At 74.7% G+C, this 22,577-nt stretch carries 23 protein-coding genes and 1 pseudogene; 3 read left to right on the forward strand and 21 right to left on the reverse strand.

Features of this window, described 5'->3' with window-relative positions; all coding sequences use genetic code 11:
* Window positions 1-210: 210 nt before the first annotated feature.
* From dapB to rimP, 19 genes and pseudogenes are all read right to left on the reverse strand, one after another.
* The gene (gene dapB, locus DQ241_RS11825) at window positions 211-1,005 is read right to left on the reverse strand and encodes a 4-hydroxy-tetrahydrodipicolinate reductase (RefSeq protein ID WP_113830424.1); all 795 of its coding nucleotides are present in this window, start codon (window positions 1,003-1,005) and stop codon (window positions 211-213) included.
* Between the two features lie 49 nt (window positions 1,006-1,054).
* A complete protein-coding gene (locus DQ241_RS11830; protein ID WP_113830425.1) occupies window positions 1,055-1,417 on the reverse strand; it encodes a VanZ family protein in 363 nt (120 codons plus the stop codon).
* 10 nt (window positions 1,418-1,427) lie between these two features.
* Window positions 1,428-2,789, reverse strand: coding sequence for a pitrilysin family protein (locus DQ241_RS11835; protein WP_113830426.1), 1,362 nt, complete (start codon window positions 2,787-2,789; stop codon window positions 1,428-1,430).
* Complete coding sequence (locus DQ241_RS11840; protein ID WP_113830427.1) at window positions 2,786-5,053, reverse strand: polyribonucleotide nucleotidyltransferase; 2,268 nt, start codon at window positions 5,051-5,053, stop codon at window positions 2,786-2,788. Before DQ241_RS11840 ends, DQ241_RS11835 begins: the two co-directional genes overlap by 4 nt.
* A 276-nt stretch (window positions 5,054-5,329) precedes the next feature.
* Window positions 5,330-5,599, reverse strand: a complete 270-nt coding sequence (gene rpsO, locus DQ241_RS11845) for a 30S ribosomal protein S15 (protein WP_113830428.1) — start codon at window positions 5,597-5,599, stop codon at window positions 5,330-5,332.
* A gap of 104 nt (window positions 5,600-5,703) precedes the next feature.
* Window positions 5,704-6,663: a bifunctional riboflavin kinase/FAD synthetase gene (locus tag DQ241_RS11850; protein WP_113830429.1), complete on the reverse strand. Its 960-nt coding sequence runs from the start codon at window positions 6,661-6,663 to the stop codon at window positions 5,704-5,706.
* Window positions 6,664-6,690: 27 nt separating this feature from the next.
* On the reverse strand, window positions 6,691-7,830 hold the full coding sequence (locus DQ241_RS11855; protein WP_113830430.1) for a branched-chain amino acid aminotransferase: 1,140 nt from the start codon (window positions 7,828-7,830) through the stop codon (window positions 6,691-6,693).
* Window positions 7,831-7,901: 71 nt separating this feature from the next.
* Window positions 7,902-8,240 (reverse strand): antibiotic biosynthesis monooxygenase, encoded by a 339-nt coding sequence (locus DQ241_RS11860; RefSeq protein ID WP_113830431.1) that lies wholly within the window; start codon window positions 8,238-8,240, stop codon window positions 7,902-7,904.
* A 50-nt stretch (window positions 8,241-8,290) separates the two neighbouring features.
* A complete protein-coding gene (truB, locus tag DQ241_RS11865; RefSeq protein WP_113830432.1) occupies window positions 8,291-9,208 on the reverse strand; it encodes a tRNA pseudouridine(55) synthase TruB in 918 nt (305 codons plus the stop codon).
* The gene (locus DQ241_RS11870; RefSeq protein WP_113830433.1) at window positions 9,205-10,521 is read right to left on the reverse strand and encodes an MATE family efflux transporter; all 1,317 of its coding nucleotides are present in this window, start codon (window positions 10,519-10,521) and stop codon (window positions 9,205-9,207) included. The genes truB and DQ241_RS11870 overlap by 4 nt, the downstream gene beginning before the upstream one ends.
* A complete protein-coding gene (locus DQ241_RS11875; protein WP_113830434.1) occupies window positions 10,514-11,512 on the reverse strand; it encodes a bifunctional oligoribonuclease/PAP phosphatase NrnA in 999 nt (332 codons plus the stop codon). The genes DQ241_RS11870 and DQ241_RS11875 overlap by 8 nt, the downstream gene beginning before the upstream one ends.
* Window positions 11,513-11,514: 2 nt before the next feature.
* A complete protein-coding gene (locus DQ241_RS11880) occupies window positions 11,515-11,757 on the reverse strand; it encodes a hypothetical protein (RefSeq protein ID WP_113830435.1) in 243 nt (80 codons plus the stop codon).
* Window positions 11,754-12,284: a 30S ribosome-binding factor RbfA gene (gene rbfA, locus DQ241_RS11885; protein WP_113830436.1), complete on the reverse strand. Its 531-nt coding sequence runs from the start codon at window positions 12,282-12,284 to the stop codon at window positions 11,754-11,756. Before rbfA ends, DQ241_RS11880 begins: the two co-directional genes overlap by 4 nt.
* A 61-nt stretch (window positions 12,285-12,345) precedes the next feature.
* Entirely contained in the window at window positions 12,346-12,642 is a 297-nt protein-coding gene (locus tag DQ241_RS11890) for a DUF503 domain-containing protein (protein ID WP_113830437.1), read from the reverse strand.
* Between the two features lie 38 nt (window positions 12,643-12,680).
* Window positions 12,681-14,516, reverse strand: a complete 1,836-nt coding sequence (gene infB / locus DQ241_RS21090; protein WP_233492430.1) for a translation initiation factor IF-2 — start codon at window positions 14,514-14,516, stop codon at window positions 12,681-12,683.
* 915 nt (window positions 14,517-15,431) lie between these two features.
* Window positions 15,432-15,575, reverse strand: a pseudogene (locus tag DQ241_RS21290) (translation initiation factor IF-2 N-terminal domain-containing protein); the annotation flags it as partial.
* A 178-nt stretch (window positions 15,576-15,753) separates the two neighbouring features.
* The gene (locus tag DQ241_RS11900) at window positions 15,754-16,065 is read right to left on the reverse strand and encodes a YlxR family protein (protein ID WP_113830439.1); all 312 of its coding nucleotides are present in this window, start codon (window positions 16,063-16,065) and stop codon (window positions 15,754-15,756) included.
* Between the two features lie 8 nt (window positions 16,066-16,073).
* On the reverse strand, window positions 16,074-17,192 hold the full coding sequence (nusA, locus tag DQ241_RS11905) for a transcription termination factor NusA (protein ID WP_113830440.1): 1,119 nt from the start codon (window positions 17,190-17,192) through the stop codon (window positions 16,074-16,076).
* Window positions 17,189-17,788: a ribosome maturation factor RimP gene (gene rimP / locus DQ241_RS11910; RefSeq protein WP_233492387.1), complete on the reverse strand. Its 600-nt coding sequence runs from the start codon at window positions 17,786-17,788 to the stop codon at window positions 17,189-17,191. The genes nusA and rimP overlap by 4 nt, the downstream gene beginning before the upstream one ends.
* Window positions 17,789-18,002: 214 nt before the next feature.
* Here rimP and DQ241_RS11915 point away from each other — a divergent pair, with 214 nt between their 5' ends.
* The 3 genes from DQ241_RS11915 to DQ241_RS11925 all read left to right on the forward strand — a co-directional run bounded on the left by DQ241_RS11915 (window position 18,003) and on the right by DQ241_RS11925 (window position 19,794).
* Entirely contained in the window at window positions 18,003-18,482 is a 480-nt protein-coding gene (locus DQ241_RS11915; protein WP_113830442.1) for a hypothetical protein, read from the forward strand.
* Between the two features lie 12 nt (window positions 18,483-18,494).
* A complete protein-coding gene (locus tag DQ241_RS11920; RefSeq protein ID WP_113830443.1) occupies window positions 18,495-18,962 on the forward strand; it encodes a ferritin-like domain-containing protein in 468 nt (155 codons plus the stop codon).
* 103 nt (window positions 18,963-19,065) lie between these two features.
* Window positions 19,066-19,794: a hemerythrin domain-containing protein gene (locus tag DQ241_RS11925; protein ID WP_113830444.1), complete on the forward strand. Its 729-nt coding sequence runs from the start codon at window positions 19,066-19,068 to the stop codon at window positions 19,792-19,794.
* Window positions 19,795-19,797: 3 nt separating this feature from the next.
* On the opposite strand, the gene DQ241_RS11930 is transcribed toward DQ241_RS11925, so the two are convergent.
* Window positions 19,798-21,690, reverse strand: coding sequence for a penicillin-binding transpeptidase domain-containing protein (locus DQ241_RS11930; protein ID WP_113830445.1), 1,893 nt, complete (start codon window positions 21,688-21,690; stop codon window positions 19,798-19,800).
* Window positions 21,691-21,722: 32 nt separating this feature from the next.
* Complete coding sequence (locus DQ241_RS11935) at window positions 21,723-22,574, reverse strand: DUF4081 domain-containing GNAT family N-acetyltransferase (protein WP_113830446.1); 852 nt, start codon at window positions 22,572-22,574, stop codon at window positions 21,723-21,725.
* Between the last annotated feature and the right edge of the window lie 3 nt (window positions 22,575-22,577).

Consider the following 22,577-nt stretch of genomic DNA (forward strand, 5'->3'; position numbering starts at 1 on the left):
CGCAGAAAACCCACCCTCACGGGCTTCGCTCCTGGCTGGATGTCCAACACTACGCCGGTTTCCAGCGCTCCACCTGACCGGGGGGCTGGTCCGGCGGCCCTTCCGGGCCGCGCGGCGCATGGAGAACCATACACGACATCCGAGGGCGGTGTGCAAGCCCCCGGGACGCGGTCCGCGTCACACCTCTCGGCGCCGTGCGGCCGGGGGCTCCTACAGGCCGAGGAAGCTCTCGATCCCCACGGTCAGCCCCGGCCGGCGGCCGATCTCGCGGACGGCCAGGAGCACGCCCGGCATGAAGGACGCCCGGTCGTAGGAGTCGTGGCGCAGCGTCAGGGTCTCCCCCGCCGCACCCATCAGCACCTCCTGGTGCGCGACCAGCCCGGTGAGGCGCACCGCGTGCACGGGCACGCCCTCGATGTCGGCTCCCCGGGCGCCGGGCAGCGCGTCGGTCGTCGCGTCCGGCGACGGCGGGAGCCCGGCGGCGCGCCGCGCGGCCGCGATCAGCCGGGCGGTGCGGGCGGCAGTGCCCGACGGCGCGTCCACCTTGTTGGGGTGGTGCAGCTCCACCACCTCGACCGACGGGAAGAACCGCGCCGCCTCCTGGGCGAACTTCATGAGCAGCACCGCGCCGATGCCGAAGTTCGGGGCGATGACCACGCCGAGCTCGGGCTTGGGCTCGAGCCACTCGGCCACGGTGGCCAGCCGGGCCTCGTCGAAGCCCGTCGTCCCCACGACGCAGTGGATGCCGTTGTCGATGCAGAAGCGGATGTTGTCCATGACGACGTCCGGCCGGGTGAAGTCGACGACCACCTGGGCGCCGGCGTCGGCCACGTTGAACAGCCAGTCGCCGTCGTCGACCATCGCGACCAGCTCGAGGTCCTCGGCGTCGTTGACCGCCTTGACCACCTCGGTGCCCATGCGGCCCCGGGCGCCGAGGACGCCGACGGAGATGAGCGGCGCCTCGCCGGGAGACGTGGACTGCTGGTCGGGTGCGGAGGTGGTCACGCGGCCAGGTTTCCCGGACGGCGACCGAACCGCAAGACAGCCCTCGGGATCAGCGCGCCGCGCGGCGCCGGGACGACCAGCCCCACAGGGCCAGCCCGAGCAGCACACCGGCGACGTCGGCGAGCCAGTCCTCGACCGAGGTGCTGCGACCGATGGCGGGGATGCCCTGCACCACCTCGCTGACCGCGGCGTACCCGATCAGCAGCGCGCTCAGGACGGTCCGGCCCACCCCGGCCCAGCGCCCGCTGACCGCCAGCCCGGCGAACAGCGCGACGTGGACGGCCTTGTCCACCCCGGGGGGCGAGGCCGGCACGTCCGAGGCCGGGGCGAACAGGACCGCCAGGGACACCAGGACCACGACGGCGAACACGCCGCGGGCCAGCGGCCCGTGGACCTGCAGGGCCGAGGTCACGCGCTCTTCCTCAGAGCCGGTCCAGGTCGGACTCGCGGTAGGGACCGACCACGGCCAGGCTCGTCTCCCGCCCGAACAGGTCCGCGGCCACCTCACGCACCTGCACCTCGTCGACGGCGTCGAGCCGGGCGAGCACCTCGCGCACCGGGAGGTACTCCCCGTAGGCGAGCTCGCTCTTGCCCAGCCGGCTCATGCGGGAGCCGGTGTCCTCGAGGCCGAGCACCATGCCGCCCTTGAGCTGGCCCTGGGCGCGCACGACCTCCTCGGGCGTGAGGCCCTCGGCGGCGACGCGGGCGAGCTCCTCGCGCACGATGCGCAGCACCTCGGGCACCCGCTTCTTCGAGCACCCCGCGTAGACGGAGAACGAGCCGGTGCCGGCGTAGTGGGTGAGCGCCGAGCCGACGCTGTAGACCAGGCCGCGCTTCTCCCGGATCTCCTGGAACAGCCGCGAGCTCATCCCACCACCGACCGCGGCGTCCAGGACGGCGGCCGCGTACCGGCGGTCGTCGAGCCGGCCCAGCGCCGTGGAGCCGAGCAGCAGGTGCGTCTGCTCCGTGCGCCGGGAGATCAGGCCCGTGGCGCGCGCCGGGCGCAGCGACCCCTCCTCGCCGCGGCGCAGCGGCGCCGGGCGCGCATCCCCCGTCAGCCGGTCGCCGAACGCGGCGGTGACCAGTTCGAGGACCTGCTGGTGGTCGACCCGGCCGGCCGCGGCGACCACCATCGACGGCATCGCGTACCGCTGCCGGTACCAGCCGTCGACGTCGTCCCGGGTGAGCGACTCGATGGACTCGACGGTGCCCAGCACCGAGCGACCGAGCGGGGTGTCGCCGTACAGCGTCTCGGCGAACAGGTCGTGCACGGCGTCGGAGGGCTCGTCGTCGCGCATGGCGATCTCCTCGAGCACCACCGTCCGCTCCGACTCGAGGTCCGCGGCGGTGTTGCGCGCCTCCGTCACCAGGTCGGCGAGCAGCGTGACCGCGAGCGGCAGGTCCGAGGCGAGCACGTTCGCGTAGTAGCAGGTGTGCTCCTTCGCGGTGAACGCGTTCATCTCACCGCCGACCGCGTCCATCGCCGTGGCGATCTCCAGCGCGCTGCGCGACGCCGTCCCCTTGAAGAGCAGGTGCTCCAGGAAGTGGGACGAGCCGGCGACCGCGGGCGTCTCGTCACGGGACCCAACGCCGACCCAGATGCCGAGCGTCGCCGACAGCACGCCGGGCATCGTCTCGGTCAGGACGCGCAGGCCTCCCGGGAGCTCGGTGCGCTCCACCCGGCCGCCGACCTCGTCGAGGTCGAGCAGCACGGTCTCCCCGACGGGAACCGGGGCGGGTGCAGCAGCACCCGCCCCGGCCCCGATCACATCAGTCGTGGTCACTCACCCGCGGGTGCAGCGGCCTCGGCGGGGGCCTCCGCAGCGGCGTCGGCCGAGCCCTCGGCAGCGACCGGCACGAGGCTGATCTTGCCGCGGGCGTCGATGTCGGTGATCTCCACCTGCATCTTGTCGCCGACGTTCGCCACGTCCTCGACCTTGCCGATGCGCTTGCCGCCACCGAGCTTGCTGATGTGCACCAGCCCGTCCTTGCCCGGGAGCAGGGAGACGAAGGCGCCGAACGGCGTGGTCTTGACGACCGTGCCGAGGAAGCGCTCGCCCACCTTGGGCATCTGCGGGTTGGCGATGGCGTTGATCCGGTCCACCGCGGCCTGGGCCGAGGGGCCGTCGGACGCGCCGACGTAGATCGTGCCGTCGTCCTCGATGGTGATGTCGGCGCCGGTCTCGTCCTGGATCGCGTTGATCATCTGGCCCTTGGGGCCGATGACCGCACCGATCTTGTCGACCGGGATGCGCACCGTGGTCACGCGCGGGGCGTACGGGCTCATCTCGTCGGGGGCGTCGATGGCCTCGTTCATCACGTCGAGGATGTGCAGGCGGGCGGCGCGGGCCTGGGTCAGCGCCTGGGCGAGCACGTCGGACGGGATGCCGTCGAGCTTGGTGTCCAGCTGCAGCGCGGTGACGAACTCCCGCGTGCCGGCGACCTTGAAGTCCATGTCCCCGAAGGCGTCCTCGGCACCGAGGATGTCGGTGAGCGCGACGTACTCGGTCTTGCCGTCGACCTCGTCGGAGACCAGGCCCATGGCGATGCCGGCGACCGGCGCCTTCAGCGGCACACCGGCGTTGAGCAGGGCCAGCGTCGAGGCGCAGACCGAACCCATCGAGGTGGACCCGTTGGAGCCCAGCGCCTCGGACACCTGGCGGATCGCGTAGGGGAACTCCTCGCGGTCCGGCAGCACCGGCACCAGCGCGCGCTCGGCGAGCGCGCCGTGGCCGATCTCGCGCCGCTTGGGCGAGCCCACGCGGCCGGTCTCACCGGTGGAGTACGGCGGGAAGTTGTAGTTGTGCATGTAGCGCTTGCGGTTCACCGGCGAGAGCGTGTCCAGCTGCTGCTCCATGCGGAGCATGTTCAGCGTGGTGACGCCCAGGATCTGGGTCTCGCCGCGCTCGAACAGCGCCGAGCCGTGCACCCGCGGGATGACCTCGACCTCGGCCGACAGCGGCCGGATGTCGGTGAGGCCACGACCGTCGATGCGGACCTTGTCGCGCAGGATGCGCTGCCGCACGACCTTCTTGGTGACGGCGCGGAAGGCCCCGGAGATCTCCTTCTCGCGGCCCTCGAACTGGCCGGCCAGCGCGGCCTTGACCTCGTCCTTGAGCGCGTCGGTGGCCTCCTCGCGCTCCTGCTTGCCGGCGATCTGCTGCGCCTGGGCCAGCTTGTCGCCGACCTGCGCCTCGACGGCGGCGTAGACGTCGTCCTGGTAGTCCAGGAAGCGCGGGAAGTCGGCGACCGGCTTGGCGGCCTTCTCGGCCATGGCCGACTGCGCGTCGCACAGCGCCTTGATGAAGGGCTTGGCGGCCTCGAGGCCCTGGGCCACGACCTCCTCGGTCGGGGCGGTGGCACCACCGGCGACCAGCTCGATGGTCTTCTCGGTGGCCTCGGCCTCGACCATCATGATCGCGACGTCGCCGTCCGGGAGGACGCGACCGGCGACGACCATGTCGAAGATGGCGTCCTCGAGCTCGGCGTGCGTCGGGAAGGCGACCCACTGGCCGCGGATGAGCGCGACGCGGGTGCCGCCGACCGGGCCGGAGAACGGCAGGCCGGAGAGCTGGGTCGACGCCGAGGCGCCGTTGATGGCGAGCACGTCGTACAGGTGGTCGGGGTCCAGGGACATGACCGTGATGACGACCTGGACCTCGTTGCGCAGGCCCTTGGCGAACGTCGGCCGCAGCGGGCGGTCGATGAGGCGGCAGGTCAGGATCGCGTCCTCGGAGGGGCGGCCCTCGCGGCGGAAGAACGAGCCGGGGATGCGGCCCGCGGCGTACATCCGCTCCTCGACGTCGACGGTCAGCGGGAAGAAGTCGAACTGCTCCTTGGGCTGACGGCCGGCCGTGGTGGCCGACAGCAGCATGCTGTCGCCCATCGTGACGACGACGGAGCCGGCGGCCTGCTTGGCGAGGCGGCCGGTCTCGAAGGTGATGGTGCGGCTGCCGAAGCTGCCGTTGTCGATGACCGCGGTCGCGGTGGTGACCCCGTCCTCGGGGTCGAACTCGGCGGCGGTGCTGCCGGTGGTGGGTGCGGACATGTGTCCTTCTCTCTTCTCGTCGCCACCGGCCTCGTACCGGTTCGCGACTCCTCTTCGCGGCGAGCCTCGCCGTCTGCGTCCGGGGCGACCGGTGCTCGATCGAAGCCCTCGGGCCGTGCCGTTCCCCTCCTGGGGTCCGGCCACTCCTCCCGGGGGCCACTACCGAGGACCGGCCCTTCGCGGACGGCCGACGGGGTACCCGCCTGGCTCGTGCGGCGGGTGCCGCACGAGAGAGGGGACCGTTCCCGGTGCTCCGGGAGCGGTCCCCTCGACGTGCTAGCGGCGCAGACCGAGCCGCTCGATGAGCGAGCGGTACCGGTTGATGTCGGTCTTCGCCAGGTAGTTGAGCAGCCGGCGACGACGGCCGACCAGCAGCAGCAGGCCGCGCCGGCTGTGGTGGTCGTGCTTGTGCATCTTCAGGTGCTCGGTCAGGTCGCTGATCCGGCGGGTCAGCATCGCGACCTGCACCTCGGGCGAGCCGGTGTCGTTCTCGACCGTGGCGTACTCGGTCATGATCTGCTTCTTGAGCGCGCTCTCGAGCGCCATGGATCGCCTCCGGGGCGGGTCACGTGTGGCCCCCGGTCTGACTCACGGGGGCAGGTTGCACACAGGCCGCGCAGACGCGGCCGCGATCAGACTACCAGCGGGCGCTAGAGCCCCAGCACCGATCGGGTGTCGGCGACGTCCCGCGCCATGGCTGCGACCAAGGCGTCGACGTCCGGGAACGCGGCCATGGGACGCAGCCTGCGGACGAACTCCACGCCCACGTGCTCGCCGTACAGGTCGCCGTCGTAGTCGAGGACGTAGGCCTCGACCGTGCGCCGCGACCCCTGGAACGTCGGGTTGGTGCCGACCGAGATCGCCGCCGGGAACCGCTCCCGGCTGGCGCCGCTGCGCGGGTCGCGGGTGACCAGGTGGCCGGCGTAGACGCCGTCGGCCGGGATCGCGGTGTACTGCGGGGTCTCGACGTTGGCGGTCGGGTACCCGAGCTCCCGGCCGCGCCGGTCCCCCCGGACGACGACGCCGTCGACGCGGTGCGGGCGGCCGAGGGCGCGCGCGGCCGACTCCATGTCGCCGGCGGCCACGCAGGCCCGGGTGTAGGTGGAGGAGATCGTCACGTCGGCGCCGTCGGCGGTGTCCTGGGCGAGCGGGACGCCCTCGACGGCGAAGCCGAAGCGGCGGCCCTCCTCGGTGAGGGTGGCGACGGTGCCCGCGGCCTTGTGCCCGTAGGTGAAGTTCTGGCCCACCACGACCTGCGCGGCGTGCAGGTGCTCGACCAGCACGGTGTGCGTGAACGTCTCCGGCGGCAGCCGCATGAAGTCGGCGGTGAACGGCAGCACGCACATGGCGTCGACGCCGAGCTCGGCCACCAGCTCGGCCTTGCGGTCCATGCTGGTGAGGATCGCCGGGTGCGAGCCGGGGCGGATCACCTCGGCCGGGTGCGGGTCGAAGGTCAGCAGCAGGCAGGGCCGGCGCATCGCCCGGGCGCGGGCGACCGCGGTGCCGATCAGCGACTGGTGCCCCCGGTGGACGCCGTCGTACATCCCGACCGTGACGACCGTCCGCCCGAGGTCACCCGGGGTGGCCTCCAGGCCCCGCCAGCGCAGCATCGTCTACCCGACCCGCCCAGCCCGCCCTCAGCCGACCCGGTGCAGCCAGCCGTGGGTGTCGGCCACCCGCCCGTGCTGGATGTCGAGCAGCGCCGCGCGCAGCCGCGTGGTGAGCGGACCTGGCTCCCCGTCGCCGACGGTGAAGTCGCCCGTGCGCGCCTTGACCTCGCCGACCGGCGTGATGACCGCTGCCGTGCCGCAGGCGAAGGTCTCGGTGACGGTGCCGTCGAGGACGCCGCGCCGCCACTCCTCGAGGCTGTACTTGCGCTCCGTCACGCGGTGGCCCAGCTCGCGGGCGAGGGTGATCAGCGAGTCGCGCGTGATGCCGGGCAGCAGCGTGCCGGAGAGCTCGGGGGTGACCAGCTCGGCGTCGTCCCCGGAGCCGAGGACGAAGAACAGGTTCATCCCGCCCAGCTCCTCGATGTAGCGCTTCTCCACGGCGTCGAGGTAGACCACCTGGTCGCAGCCGAGGGCGCTGGCCTCCTGCTGCGGGAGCAGGCTGGCCGCGTAGTTGCCGGCGCACTTGACGTCGCCGGTGCCGCCGGGCGCGGCCCGGACGTAGTCCTCGGAGACGTACACCGAGACCGGGCGCACGCCGCGCGGGAAGTACGCACCGGCCGGGCTGGCGACGACCAGGAACAGGTACTCGTGCGCCGGGCGGACACCGAGGAACGACTCGCTGGCCAGCTGGTAGGGGCGCAGGTACAGCGTCTGGTCCGGGCCGGTGGGCACCCAGTCGCGGTCGGCGTCCACGAGCGCGTCCACGGCGGCGAGGAACGCCTCCTCCGGCACCGGCGGCATCGCCAGGCGCTGGGCGCTGCGGACGAAGCGGGCCGCGTTGGCCTGGGGGCGGAAGGTCGCCACGCTGCCGTCGGGCTGGGCGTAGGCCTTGAGCCCCTCGAAGATCGACTGCGCGTAGTGCAGGGCGGCGGTACCGGGGTCCAGCTGCAGCGGCGCGTACTGCGTCAGCCGGGCGTCGTACCAGCCGCGCCCGGCCTCGTACCGGGCCACGAACATGGAGTCGGTGAAGTAGCGGCCGAACCCGGGGTCGGCCAGCAGCTGCTCGCGCTCCGCCGCGGGCCGGCGGACGACGTCCTCCACGACCACCGGCACGCCCTCGACGAAGGTCCGCGAGGAGGTACGGCTGTCGGCGATCGTGTCGGTCATGTCTCCCACCCGAGGTCGTTCCGGCACCGGCCCCGCGGCGTGCGGGACCGGCGCCGTCACACTAACCCCGGTCAGCCCTGGGTCTGCTGCTCGCCCTTCGGGCCGGCGGTCTCGAGCACCTCGTAGGTCCACACGTGGGCCGAGTGCGGCGCCGCGGAGGCGAGCGTGTCGCCGCCCCCGTCGTGCGCGCGGTCGAAGTCCTGACCCGACTGCCAGGCCTCGTAGGCCTCGACGCTGCTCCACCGCGTGTAGACCAGGTACTGGTCGGTGCCCTCCACCGGCCGCAGCAGCTCGAACCACTCGAAACCCGGTGTGCTCTCCACCGCGCCCGCACGGCCGCGGAACCGCTCCTCGAAGCGCTCCTGCTTGTCCTTGGGCACGGTGACCGCGTTGATCTTGACGACGCTCATGGGCCACACCTTCCCGGGGCGGAGCGCGCTCAATCCCCCCGCGTCGGCCGTCAGGACGGCGGGAAGCCGACGACGACGCGGGCGGTGGACCCGGCGTCCTCGACGAGGGCAGCCAGCCGGCCGGCCGGGTCGAGGGCGGCGTGCACGCCCGGTGCGCCGGTGGCGGGGACCCGCTGGCCGTACCCGATGGCCCGTGCCTCGTCCTCGGTCAGGGCCCGCTCGGGGAAGACCAGCCGGGCCGCCTCGCTAAGGCCGAGGAAGCCGGTGCCGCCGTCGGCGACCAGCGCCGCTGCCGCCTCCTCGACCGGCGCCGCCTGCGCCGTGGAGAAGGGGCCCGAGACCGTGCGCCGCAGCTCGGTGAGGTGCCCGCCCACCCCCAGCGCGGCCCCGGCGTCGCGGGCGATCGCGCGGATGTAGGTGCCGGCGGTGCACTCGACGGTCACCTCGACGTCGAGCAGCTCCGCCTCCGGGCGGGCGATCCGGTGCACCTCGATGCGGTGCACTGTCACCGACCGGGGCGCCAGCTCGACGGCCTCCCCTGCCCGCACCCGGTCGTAGGAACGGATCCCGGCCACCTTCACCGCGCTGACCGACGAGGGCACCTGCTGCAGCGGGCCGGTCTGCGCGGCCAGCGCGGCGCGCACGGCGTCGTCGTCCAGACCCGCGGTGGAGGCGCTGGTGAGCACCTCGCCCTCGCGGTCGTCGGTGACCGTCGCCTGGCCGAGCCGGATCGTCGCCTCGTAGGTCTTGTCGTGCCCGCCGACGTAGCCCAGCAGCCGGGTGGCGGTGCCGACGCCGAGCACGAGCAGGCCGGTGGCCATCGGGTCGAGCGTGCCGGCGTGACCGACCTTGCGCACCGAGAGCGCCCGCCGGGCGCGGGCGACCACGTCGTGCGAGGTCATGCCGCCGGGCTTGTCGACCAGCAGCAGGCCGGGCGGGACGTCGGCGTCAGGGCGCTTGGGGCTCACCGGGCAACCGTCTCAGGCGCGGTCAGCCACCGGTCACCCGCCACCCGGGCCAGGACGCCCACCAGCCGCAGCCCGATGAACAGCGTCAGCCCGGTCCACACGCCGGCCAGGCCCCAGTCCAGCGGCCCGGACAGCAGCGACAGCGGCAGGAACCCCAGCAGGGCGGAGCCGATGGTGACCGTGCGCAGGTACCCGACGTCGCCGGCGCCCATCAGCACCCCGTCCAGGGCGAACACCACACCGGCCAGCGGCTGGAAGCCGGCCAGGAACCACCAGACGAGCTCCGCCTGGTCGACCACGGCCGGGTCGTCGGTGAACAGCGCGGGCAGCACGCCGCGCAGCACCAGCAGGAGGCCACCGACCGCCAGCCCCGTGCCCAGCCCCCAGGCGACCACCCGGCGGGCCGTGGCCCGCGCCCTCACCGGGTGCCCCGCGCCGAGGGCGTGCCCCACCAGGGTCTGCGCGGCGATCGCGTAGGCGTCCAGCACCAGGGCGAGGAAGAAGAACAGCTGCAGCGCGATCTGGTGCGCGCCCAGCTCCGCGGTGCCGGCCCGGGCGGCGACTCCGGCGGCGACGAGGAAGGACACCTGCAGCACGGCCGCCCGCAGCAGCAGGTCGCGGCCGATCACCAGCTGGGCGAGCACGGCCCGCGGGCGCGCGTGCCACCCGGCCCCCTCCCGGGCGAGCGCCCGCAGGAAGAGGGCGGCGGTGACCCCCTGGCCCAGCACGTTGGCGACCGCGGAGCCGGGCAGGCCCCAGCCGGCGACGTGCACCAGCAGCGGGCAGAGCACCAGGCTGACCAGGCTGCCGGCGAGCACGAACCGCACCGGGCGGCGCAGCTCCTGCACGCCGCGCAGCCAGCCGTTGCCCGCCAGGGACACCAGCAGCAGCGGGGCGCCGAGCGAGGCGATCCGCAGCCACTCCTCGCCGGCCTCGGCCACCGCTCCCCCGCCGCCGGCCAGGAGCCGGGTCAGCGGACCGGCGAGCACCTGGAAGACGAGGAGCACGACGACGCCCAGGGCGAGCGCGAGCCAGGTCGCCTGCACCCCCTCGTCGACGGCGCCGCGCCGGTCACCGGCCCCGGCCCGGCGGGCGGCGCGCGCCGTCGTGCCGTAGGCGAGGAAGTTGAGCAGCGCCGCGGCCCAGGCGAACAGCCCGCCGCCGACGGCGAGCCCGCCCAGCGCCACCGTGCCGAGGTTGCCCACCACCGCGGTGTCCACCAGCAGGTAGAGCGGCTCGGCCGCCAGCACGACCAGCGCCGGCAGCGCCAGGGAGAGGACCGACGGCTCGGGTGAGCCGGCGCGCTCAGCCAAGGGCCAGCTGGTCCCTCAGCGCGGCGACCGTGCCCTCGCGGTCGAGGTGCGAGGTGTACCCGGCCGCGAGCGTGTGCCCACCGCCGCCGAGCGCGATGGCCACCCGGGCGACGTCGGTCCCGCCGCGCGAGCGCAGGGACACCGACCAGGAGCCGTCGTCCTGGCCCTTGAGCACGCAGGCGACGTCGGCCTCCTGCGCGGAGCGGATGACGTCGACGAGGGCCTCGAGCTGCTCACCGGGCAGACCGTGCTCGGCCGCCTCGGCCGTGCTCGACCACGTCCAGACCAGTCCGCGGCCGACGCCGGGCTCGAGCGCGGCCCGGCCGGTGACCACCGAGAGCAGGCCGAGCCAGCCGAACGGCGCGGTGTCGAAGAGCCGGCGGCTGATCGCGGCGTGGTCGATACCGGTGGCCAGCAGGCGCGCGGCGAACTCGTGGGTGTCCGGGCGGGTGTTGCCGAACCGGAAGGAGCCGGTGTCGGCGGCCAGGCCGGCGTAGAGGCAGGTGGCCAGCTGCTGGTCGACCAGCACGCCCAGGTCGTCGAGCAGCCCGGCCACCAGCGCGACGGTCGCGGGGGCGCCGGGGTCGACCAGCTGCACCCCGCCGAAGCCGGGGTTGCTGGCGTGGTGGTCGACGACGACGGACGTCCCGGCCCGGTCCAGCAGCACGGCCAGCTCGCCGAGCCGGCCCGGGGAGGCGGCGTCGAGGCTGACGAAGACGTCGGGTGACGACGGCACGGACGACGGCGGGACGAGCCCCTCCGCGCCCGGCAGCCAGCCCAGGGACGCCGGCAGGGTGAACGGCGCCGGGAAGGTCGGCAGCACGCGGGCGCCGCGCCGGCGCAGCCCCTCGGCCAGCGCCAGCGTGCTGCCCAGCGCGTCGGCGTCGGGCTGGACGTGCCCCGAGAGGACGACGGTGGCCCGTGCCTCGGCGGCCTCGGCCAGCACGGCCCCGACGCTGCGGGTCGCGTGCTCGGTGGTCGGTGCGCCCACGGTCAGGCGTCCGGACCCGGGTCGGCGACCGGCGGGGCGTTCTCCTCCTCGCCCACCGAGCCGCCACCGACCGGGTAGCGGCTGCCGTCGGTGGGCTGGTCGTCGGCGATGCTCGGGACCTCGCCGATCTGGCCGGTGCGGCCGCCGTCGGTCGGGTCGCCGTCGGCCGGCACCTCGGGGCCGCCGAGCACGGACTCGCCCTGCCCCTCGGCGGGCTCGTACGGGTCGGGGTCGACTTCGGTCACAGCGTGCTCCCGGTGCGGGCGGTCAGGTCCTCGCCACTGTCATCGGCAGGGTCGTGCCCGACCGTGTCGTGCGCCTCGGACCCGACCGCGTCGTCGTCCTCGTCGTCCTCGGCGGGGCGCCGGTACGGGTCGGCGTCGCCGGCGTAGGTCGCGCCCTCGCGGGCGCGGGCGAGCTCGGCGTCGGCGTGCCGGGCGCGCTCCAGCGCCTCCTCGAGCTCGCGGGCGGTGTCGGGGACGATGTCGGCGACGAACTCCAGCGTGGGCACGAACTTGATGCCGGTCTGGCGGCCGACGGTGGACCGCAGCACGCCGGTGGCGCTGGCCAGCGCCTTGGCCGAGTCGGCGATCGCCTCGGCGTCGCCGTAGACGGTGTAGAAGACCGTGGCCTCGCGGAGGTCGCCGGTCACCTTGGCGTCGGTGACGGTCACCATGCCCAGGCGGGGGTCCTTGATCTGGGTCTCGATCGCGGCGGAGACGATCTGTCGGATGCGCACCGCCAGCTTGCGGGCGCGGGCCGGATCGGCCATCGGACCTCCTCGGAAGGGGTGCCGGGGACCCCGGCACCGTCGGACGGGACGGCAGGTGTCTTCAGCCGTCGCTGTCGGAGAACAGCTGCCGGTGCGTCGACAGCAGCGTCACCTCCGGCCGCTCGGCCAGCAACCGCTCGCACGCGTCGAGGACGTCGGTCACCTGACCGGCGTCCCCGGCGACGGTGGCGACGCCGACCTGCGCCCGGCGGTGCAGGTCCTGGTCGCCGACCTCGGCGGCGGAGACGGCGAAGCGGCGCCGCAGCTCGGCCACGATCGGCCGCACCACGGCGCGCTTGCCCTTGAGCGAGTGGACGTCGCCCAGCAGCAGGTCGGCGGAGAGCGAACCGGTGAACACCGGATCACCACTTCCCCGCTGCCGGGCGACGGAACCCCTTACGCGCGCGGCTTCTCGCGCATCTCGAAGGTCTCGATCACGTCCTCGACCTTGATGTCGTTGAACGAGCCGAGGCCGATACCGCACTCGTAGCCCTCGCGGACCTCGGTGACGTCGTCCTTGAACCGGCGCAGCGACTCCACGGTGAGGTTGTCGGCGACGACGACGCCGTCGCGGACCAGCCGGGCCTTGGAGTTCCGGTTGATCGTGCCGGTGCGCACGATCGAGCCGGCGACGTTGCCGATCTTCGGCACGCGGAAGACCTCGCGGACCTCCGCCGAGCCGAGCTGGACCTCCTCGTACTCCGGCTTGAGCATGCCCTTGAGGGCCGCCTCGATCTCCTCGATCGCCTGGTAGATGACCGAGTAGTACCGGACGTCGACGCCCTCGCGGTTGGCGAGCTCGGTGGCCTGCCCCTCGGCCCGGACGTTGAAGCCCAGGACGATGACGTCGTCGGCCAGCGCCAGGTCGATGTCGCTCTTGGTGATCCCACCGACGCCGCGGTGGATGACCCGCAGCGAGATCTCGTCGTCGACCTCGATCTTCATCAGCGCCTCTTCGAGCGCCTCGACGGTGCCCGAGTTGTCGCCCTTGATGATCAGGTTGAGCTGACGGGTCTCCTTGAGCGCCGCGTCGAGGTCCTCCAGGCTGATCCGCTTGCGCATCGAGGCGTTCTGCGCGTTGCGGATGCGGGCCTGGCGGCGGTCGGCGATCTGCCGGGCGACGCGGTCCTCCTCGACGACGAGGAAGGTGTCACCGGCGCGCGGCACCGAGGTGAGCCCGACGACCTGCACGGGGCGGGCCGGGAGGGCTTCCTTCAGCTTGTTGCCGTGCTCGTCGAGCAGCGAGCGGACGCGGCCGTAGGCGTCGCCGGCGACGATCGAGTCGCCCTGGCGCAGCGTGCCGCGCTGGACCAGCACCGTGGCGACGGGGCCCCGGCCCTTGTCCAGCTTGCCCTCGATGACGACACCCTGCGGGTCCTGCTCGGTGTTGGCGCGCAGGTCCAGCGAGGCGTCGGCGGTGAGCAGGATCGCCGCGAGGAGCTCGTCGAGGCCCTGGCGGGTGGTCGCGGAGACGTCGACGAACATCGTGTCGCCGCCGTACTCCTCGGCCACCAGCCCGTACTCGGTGAGCTGCTGGCGGATCTTGGCGGGGTTGGCCCCCTCCTTGTCGATCTTGTTGACCGCGACCACGATCGGCACATCGGCGGCCTGGGCGTGGTTGAGCGCCTCGACCGTCTGCGGCATGACGCCGTCGTCGGCGGCGACCACCAGGACGACGATGTCGGTCACCTTCGCGCCGCGGGCACGCATCGCGGTGAACGACTCGTGACCCGGGGTGTCGATGAAGGTGATGGGGCGCTCGTCGCCCTCCAGCTCGGTGACGATCTGGTAGGCGCCGATGTGCTGCGTGATGCCACCGGCCTCCTTGGCCGCCACGTTGGCGTGCCGCAGGGCGTCCAGCAGCTTGGTCTTCCCGTGGTCGACGTGACCCATGACGGTCACGACCGGCGGACGGGCCGACCAGTCGTCCTCGTCGCCCTCCTCGTCACCGAAGGTGAGGTCGAAGGTCTCGAGGAGCTCGCGGTCCTCGTCCTCGGGCGAGACGACCTGGATGACCCAGCCGATCTCGGCACCGAGCAGCTGCAGCGTCTCGTCGTTGACCGACTGCGTCGCGGTGACCATCTCGCCCAGGTGGAACAGGGCGGTGACCAGCGCGGCGGGCTGGGCGTTGATGCGCTCGGCCAGGTCGGTCAGCGAGGCGCCACGGGGCAGCCGGACGGTCTGCCCGTTGCCGCGCGGCAGGCTGACGCCGCCCATGCTGGGCGCCGCCATGGAGTCGAACTCCTGACGCCTCTGCTTCTTGCTCTTGCGACCGCGGACCGGGCCGCGGCCACCGGGGCGCCCGAAGGCACCCGCGGTACCGGCACCCGAGCCACCTCGGCCACGGCCACGACCGCCGCCGCCACCGCGGAAGCCACCACCGGCCGGCGCACCGGCACCGGGGGCACCGCCGCCGCCACCGGGGCGGAAGCCGCCACCGCCGCCGGGACCACCCGGACGACCGCGACCGCCGGGGCCACCGGGGCCGCCTCCGGGGCGACCGCCGGCGGCGGGACGCGGCGGCATCATGCCGGGCGACGGGCGCTGCGGCATCATGCCCGGGTTCGGACGGGGCCCACCGGAACCGGCCGCCGGACGCGGACCACCGGCACCCGGGCCGGGACGCGGACCACCCGGACCGGAGGCCGGACGCGGACCACCGGCACCCGGGCCGGGACGCGGACCACCCGGACCGGAGGCCGGACGCGGACCGGCGGTACCGGGGCCGGGGCGCGCGGCGCCGCCGGCCGGAGCCGGACGCGGGGAGCTGAAGGGGTTGTTGCCCGGACGCGGGGCCGGCCGGGGGCCGGGACGCGGACCGGCGCCGGGAGCGGCACCGCCGGGACGGGGAGCACCCGGGCGGGGAGCCGCCGGCTGCTGGGTCGGAGCCGCCGGGGCCGGGGCCGCGGGGGCCTGCGCCGCCGGCGCCTGGGGCGCGGCGGGGCGGGGCGCGGGACGCGGACCGGGGGTCGGTCCGGCCGGCCGGGCCGGAGCCGGCGCCGAGGCGGCCGGAGCCGAGGCAGCCGGAGCCGACGGGGCCACGGGGGCAGCCGGAGCCGCGGGGGCAGCCGGAGCCGACGGGCGGGCCGGGGCGGCGGGCTTGGGCGCGGCGGGGGCGCTGCCACCGGTGGCGGCGCCCAGGGCCTCCCGGAGCCGTCGGGCCACGGGGGCCTCGACGGTCGAGGAGGCGGACTTCACGAACTCGCCCTGCTCCTTGAGCTTGGCGAGCACGGTCTTGCTGTCGACACCGAACTCCTTGGCGAGTTCGTGTACGCGGGCTTTGCCTGGCACGGGTCTCCTCTTTGTGAGGCCGGCGGCTTGCCCGCTCGACCTCGTCGTTAGTGGCGCATGGTCATCGTGAGAACTTCACGGCTGAGTCATCCGACGACGTCCTGTCGACATGCGGACCGGCCTCGTGCCGGTCCGTCGCTGGAACTGCTGGTGGTCGTTCCCGCGGCGGCTACCGCGGTCACTCGCCCGCCCGGGACCCGGTCCCGGCCGCCTCCGGGGAGGCACCGAGGACGTGGGCCCTCAGCGGACCGGCCTCCAGCGGGGCACCGGCGCCTCCGGGGAGGCGCAGCGCTCGCGGGAAGGCCCGGCGTCGCTCTGCTGCGTGCAGGCACTCCGGTGTGGGGTGCACCGACGCTCCCCGGCCGGGGAGCCGCCGCCGGGGATCCGGGACCAGGGCCCCCGACCGCACGACGACGCGCAGCAGTTCGTTGACCGGCGCTCGTTTCCGGCACCCCACGCAGGTGCGGACCGGGATCGACGTTTCGGCCACCCTGCACTCTAGCGCGTGGCCGGCCCCGGATGTTCCGCGCGTCGGGGCGGAGGCCGGTGACCGCCCGGACGTCCCCCCGCCGAGGGAGACGGCGGGCCGGAGCGGAGCGGCGGGCGCCCGACCCCGGGCGAGGGGGCGGCGGCGTCGTCGTCGGTCTGCGCGTCGCTGCGGATGTCGATCCGGCAGCCGGTCAGCCGCGCGGCCAGGCGGGCGTTCTGCCCTTCCTTCCCGATGGCCAGCGACAGCTGGTAGTCGGGCACGACCACGCGGACGGCCTTGGCCTGGGGGTCGACGACCCGGGCCTCGGACACCCGGGCCGGGCTCAGCGCCGAGGCGACGAACGTGGCCGGGTCGTCGGACCAGTCGACGATGTCGATCTTCTCGCCGTGCAGCTCGCTCATCACGTTGCGGACCCGCTGCCCCATGGGACCGATGCAGGCGCCCTTGGCGTTGAGGCCCGGCACCTTGGTGCGGACGGCGATCTTGGACCGGTGCCCCGCCTCGCGGGCCACCGCGACGATCTCCACGCTGCCGTCCGCGATCTCGGGGACCTCGAGCGCGAACAGCTTGCGCACCAGGTTGGGGTGGGTGCGCGAGACGGTGACCTGCGGCCCCCGGAAGGTGCGCGCCACCGACACCACGTAGGCCTTGAGCCGGCTGCCGTGCGGGTAGCTCTCCCCCGGCACCTGCTCGGCTGCCGGAAGCACGGCCTCGACCTTGCCGATGTCGATCATCACGACACCGCTGGCGTTGCGCCGCTGGTCGGCCTGGACGATGCCGCTGACGATGTCGCCTTCCTTGCCGGCGTACTCGCCGAAGGTCTGCTCGTGCTCGGCGTCGCGCAGCCGCTGGACGATGACCTGCTTGGCGGTGCTGGCCGCGATGCGACCGAAGTCGGACGGGGTGTCGTCCCACTCGCGCACGACCTCGCCGTCGGGGCCGAGCTCCTGGGCGAGGACGGCGACCTCGCCGGACTTGCGGTCCACGTGCACCCGCACGTGCTTGGCCGCGCCGTCGGCGTGCCGGTAGGCGGTGACCAGGGCCGTCTCGATGGCCTCGATCACCGTGTCGGCGGGGATGCCCTTCTCCCGCTCCACCGCCTTGAGCGCGGTGACGTCGATGTTCACAGTTCCCCTCCGTCGTCGTCCACGGCGCTGTCCGCGTCGACGCCCCCGTCCTCATCGCCATCCTCGGTCCCGGGACGGCCGAACTCCACCTGCACGTGGCCGGCGCCCAGCTCCGCCCACGGCACCTGCCGGGGCGTGGGCGGGCGCTTCTTCGCCCCGGGCTTGCCGGCGGCCTCGACGGCGAGGGTCACGCCCTGGTCGTCCACCGCGGTGATCCGCCCGGTGACCTGCTCCGTCGAGCCCGCCGGGCCGACGGCCACGACGACCAGCCGGCCGGCGTTGCGCCGCCAGTGCCGCTGCTCGGTGAGCGGGCGGTCGACGCCGGGGCTGGTGACCTCCAGGACGTACGGCGTGCGGCCCATCCCGTCGTCGTGCGCGTCCAGCGCGTCGGAGACGGCACGGCTGACGTCGGCGACGTCGTCGAGGCTGACGCCCTGGTCCCGGTCGACCACGACGCGGACGATGCTGCGCCGGCCGGCGGGGGTGACCACGAGCTCCTCGAGGTCGTAGCCGGCGTCGCCGACGACGGGCTCGATCCAGCCGGCGAGGCGAGCGGCGGTGGGGTCGGTCCGCGGGGTGCCGCGAGAGGCGGACACGGCTTCCTCCTCCAGGCTCGGGCGGCCGCACGGTGCGGGGCGCATCCCCCGGACCGGCCTCCGGCGACGGCCGAGCCCGGGATCCGAGGGGAAGTGGTCAGGCTACCGCCCGCTGGGACGCGAGGGACGAACGGGACGGCACGGGGCAGCGGGTGCGACGGCCCTCCGGCCGGTCTCCCGACCGACGGGCCCCGCGGCTGCGAGGATGGCACCGATGCATCCCACCGCCGCTCCCCCGTCGCGGGGCTTCTCCCGGCGCACCCTGCTCGTGGCCTCCTCGGTCGGGGTGGCCGTCCTCGCCGCCGGCTGCACCTCCTCCCCGGACGAGCGCGAGCAGGTCACCGGCCGGCAGGCCGACGAGCTGGCCGCCCAGGTGGGCGTGCAGGAGGCGCTGGTCGCCGCCTACACCGCCGCGGGCGCAGCCGAGCCGGCCCTGGCCGCGGAGGTCGCCGACCTCGCCGCGCAGGCCGGGGAGCAGCTCGACCGGCTGCGCGCGGCGGCTCCCGGGGCGACGTCGTCGGCCCCGGCCTCCGACGCTCCGCCGGCCGGCGGCGCCCGCGCCTGGCTGCGGGGCCAGGTCGCGGCGGCGGCCACATCCCACGCGACGGCCTGCGTGGGCCAGTCGGGGGCCCGCGCCGCGCTGCTGGGCTCGATCGCGGCGGGGCTGCGCGGGCAGGACGGACGACTGGCATGACGGGAGCCGGCAGTGGCTGACGACAGCACCGGTGCGCTCACCGAGGCGACGGAGAACGCCGCCCTGGACGACGCGCTGACCGCGGAGCACACGGCGGTGTGGGGCTACGGCGTGGTGGGCGCCGCGCTGGACCCGACCGCCCAGGGGACCGCGTCGGCGGCCGAGACGGCGCACCGCGACCTGCGCGACCGCGTCGTCGCGCTGCTCACCGAGCGCGGCGCCGACCCGGCCCAGGCCGAGGGCGCCTACGCCCTGCCGTTCCCCGTGCTGTCCGCGGTGGACGCCGCGGCGCTGGCCGTGGAGCTCGAGGACGGCGTCGCCGCGGCGTGGGTGCGCGTGCTGGACCAGGCCGTGGAGAGCTCCACCCGCGAGCTCGCCGTCACGGCCCTGGGCGAGGCCGAGGTGCGCGCGGTGAGCTGGCGGACGGCAGCGGGCCGCACCCCCGTCACGACCCCCTTCCCGGGGCTGCCGGCCAGCTGACCCACCCGCTCTGCAGTGGCGTCCAAGTACGCCGCAAGCGACCGGTCCGACGCTGCGGGCACCGGGGCACCGAGCCCCTGCCACCGCACGAGAGGACCGCTCGATGAGCACCACCACGCACCGCCCGGCCGGCCCGGCCCTGCTGGACCTGCCCGGTCAGACGCACGTGGCCGAGGGACCGCTGGACCTCAACGGCATGTACCTGGCCCACCACGCCTTCCGCCGCGACCTCGCCTCGTTCGCCGCGGCGGCCGCCGGCACCCCCGTCGGGGAGATCGACGTCTGGCGCGGGCTCGCGGTGCGGTGGGAGCGGTTCAGCCACGTCCTGCACCACCACCACACGACCGAGGACGACGTGCTGTGGCCGCAGCTGCTCGACCTCGTCGACGCCGACGGCGACACGGCGGGACGGGCCACGCTCGAGGCGATGGAGGCCGAGCACCAGCTCATCGACCCGCTCCTGGCCGCCTGCGCGGAGGGGTTCGCACGGATGGCGGACCGCCCGGACGAGGAGACCCGGAGCCGGCTCGCCGGGACCACCCGGCAGGCGTGCGACGTCCTCGGCGAGCACCTGCGGCACGAGGAGACCGGCGCGTTGCCGATCGTGCAGCGGCTGCTGCCGCAGGAGGGCTGGGACCGCGTGGAGGAGGCCGCCGGCTCCGGTGCCACCTTCGCCCGGACGAGGTTCCTCGTCCCGTGGGTCGCCGACGGCCTGACACCCGAGCAGCGCGACACCGCCTTCTCGTCCGTGGGCAACGGCTTCCGCGTCCTGCTGTGGTTCACGCGGCGGCGCTACGCCCGGGAGACCGCGCTGGCCTTCCGCTACGCCTGAGGCCTACCCGACCGCGCCGAGGAAGGCGTCCGCCACCGCGACGGCGGCGCTGCTGGACTGCCCGCCCTCGACCAGGACGGCGAACGCGATGTCACCGGTCGCCCCGCCGGTGCGGTAGCCGGCGAACCAGCCGTGCGAGTCGGGCGGGGTGTTGCTGCCGTACTCGGCGGTGCCGGTCTTGCCGAACACCTCGCCGCGGTCGGCGAGCGCGGCGGCGGTGCCGGTGAGCACCACCTGGCGCATCATCGGCCGGAGCGCGTCGAGCACCGCCTGCCCCGGGCCGGCCGGCGCCTCACCGGCGGCGGTCGAGCCGGACACCTCGACGGGCGCGGCCGGCGTGCCGCTGGCGATGCCGGCGACGACGAGCGCCATCTGCGCCGGGCTCATCAGCACCTGCCCCTGGCCGATGGCGTTGGCCGCCTTCGTCGTCCCGGTGCTGTCGGAAGGCACGCTCCCGCCGAACACGTCGACCGGCAGCTGCCAGTCCGAGCCGACACCGTAGGAGCGCGCCGCCTCGGCCAGCGCGCCGTCGGGGAGCTCCATCGCCGCCTGGATGAAGGTGGTGTTGCAGGACTCGGCGAAGGCCTCGGTGAACGGCACGGTGCCCAGGTCGAACTGGTCCTGGTTCTCGAACTCCCGCCCCTCGACCACGGTGGTGCCCGGGCAGGGAACGGGCGTAGTCGGCGTCACCGCGCCCGCACCGAGGAGGGCGGTCGCGGTGATCGCCTTCATGCTCGAGCCCGGCGGGAACTGCCCGGACAGGGCGTTGCCGGCGTCGGCGATCTCGTTGGAGGAGACGGCCAGGATCTCGCCGGTACCGGGCCGCACGACCACCAGGTGCGTGGGCCGGGTCTCGGCGGCGACGGCGGCGTCGGCGGCGGTCTGGATCGCCGGGACCAGCGGCGTCTGCGCCGGCTCGCCCGGCACCGGGTCGACGCCGGCGATCTCGCGGCCCTCGTCCCCGATGCTCTCGTCGAGCGCGGTCACCCGGACGGTGAACCCGGGCGTGCCGGTCAGCTGCTCCTGCAGGGCACGCTGCAGACCGGAGAGGCCGACCTGGTCGCCGGCGGCGTAGCGCGGGGCGCCGTCCTCGGCGGTCTCCTCGATGATCTCCGCGGTGGCGTCGCCGACCCGCCCGAGCAGCGCCTCGGCGAACCGCGGGGAGGGGGCCAGCAGCCGGGTGCTGGTCGGGAAGACCGCGCCGGGGAGGTCGAAGACCTGGGCGCGGATCGCCTCGAAGTCCGGCCTGCGCAGGGTGATGACCGGGACGAACTGCCCCGCCGGAGCGGCCTGGACGTCCGCGGTGATCTCCGCGGCGTCGGTGCCCGTGGCCGCGGCCAGCGCCGAGGCCAGCGCCGGGAGGTCGGTGACCTGCGCCGGGTCGACGCCGACGTTCACCACCTCGGTGGGGGTGAACAACGGCGCGCCGTCCGCACCGGTGATCGGCGCGCGCTCGGGCAGGCTGCGCTCCAGCTCGAGGTGCTGCCCCTCCCCCAGCTCGGGGTGCACCAGCGACGGCTCGGCGACCACCGCCCACCCGTCGCCGTCCTCCTCGAGCCGCAGGGTGGCGTCGTAGCTCCAGTCCGGCGCGGCCGCGAGGTCCCAGGTCGCGGTCCAGCCCACCGACGCGCCGCCGTCCTCGACCGTGACCTCGCCCAGCTCGGTGCTCAGCTGCGCGTCGGGGAGGTCGGTGGCCGTCTGCTGGAGCAGCGCGGTCGCGGTGTCGGGGTCCGTGGTGGCCGCCGCGGCGGCATCGGTCTCGCCCCCGGCCCAGTCGTCGAGGAAGGCCTGCGCGGCCTCGCGGGCCTCGTCCTCACCGCCGCCCGAGCAGGCGCCGAGCACCGGTACGGCGAGCAGCAGCGAGGTGACCAGGACCGAACCGGAACGCGCGCGCACGGCTGACAGCCTCGCAGACGGACCCGGCGGTCTCAGAAGAGCACGCTGGAGTAGGTCCCGACCTCGCGGAACCCGACCTTCGCGTAGGACGCCCGGGCCGCGGCGTTGAAGTCGTTGACGTACAGGCTGACCACCGGCGCGATGGTGGCGCGGGCGTACTCCACGACCGCCGCGGTGCCTGCGGTGCCGATGCCGCGACCCCGGTGGCCGGGGGCGACCCAGACGCCCTGCACCTGGCAGGCGGCGCGGGACACCGCCCCGATCTCGGCCTTGAACAGCACCTCGCCGTCCTCGATCCAGGCCAGCGACTGCCCGGCCCGCACGAGGTCGGCCACCCGGGCCCGGTAGGCGGCACCGCCGTCGGAGCGCAGCGGGCTGACCCCGACCTCCTCGGTGAACATGGCGATGGAGGCCGGCAGCAGCGTCTCCAGCTCGGCCGGGCGCACCGGGCGCACCCGCGGTTCGGGCGCGACCGCCGGCGGACCGTCGATGGCCAGCAGCGGCTGGCGCGGGCGGAGGTCGCGGGCCGGCCCCCAGGACGGCTCCAGGAGCTCCCACAGCGGTCCGACGGCGGCGGCCGGGCCGACGATGGTGCTGCACCGGCGGCCGGCGCGACGGGCCCGCTCGGCGAACGCGGCCGCGGCGGCCTGCTCCGCGCCCGGTCGGGCGAACGGGATCAGGTTGGCCCCGGCCAGGCACACCGCGTCGAGGGAGTCGCGCGAGCCCATCCCCCACAGCGGCGCCCCGAGGGACACCGGCGCGACGCCGACCTGCTCCACCCGGCCGGCCAGCCAGCAGGTGGCCACCGGGTCGGTGGCCAGCAGCCGGGTGACCGCCGGCTCGTCCGCGTCGTCCAGGACGCGCGCGGTGGGCGTGCTCAGCACGGG

The organism is Blastococcus sp. TF02A-30 (genome assembly GCF_003319185.1).
Classification (GTDB): Bacteria; Actinomycetota; Actinomycetes; order Mycobacteriales; family Geodermatophilaceae; genus Blastococcus.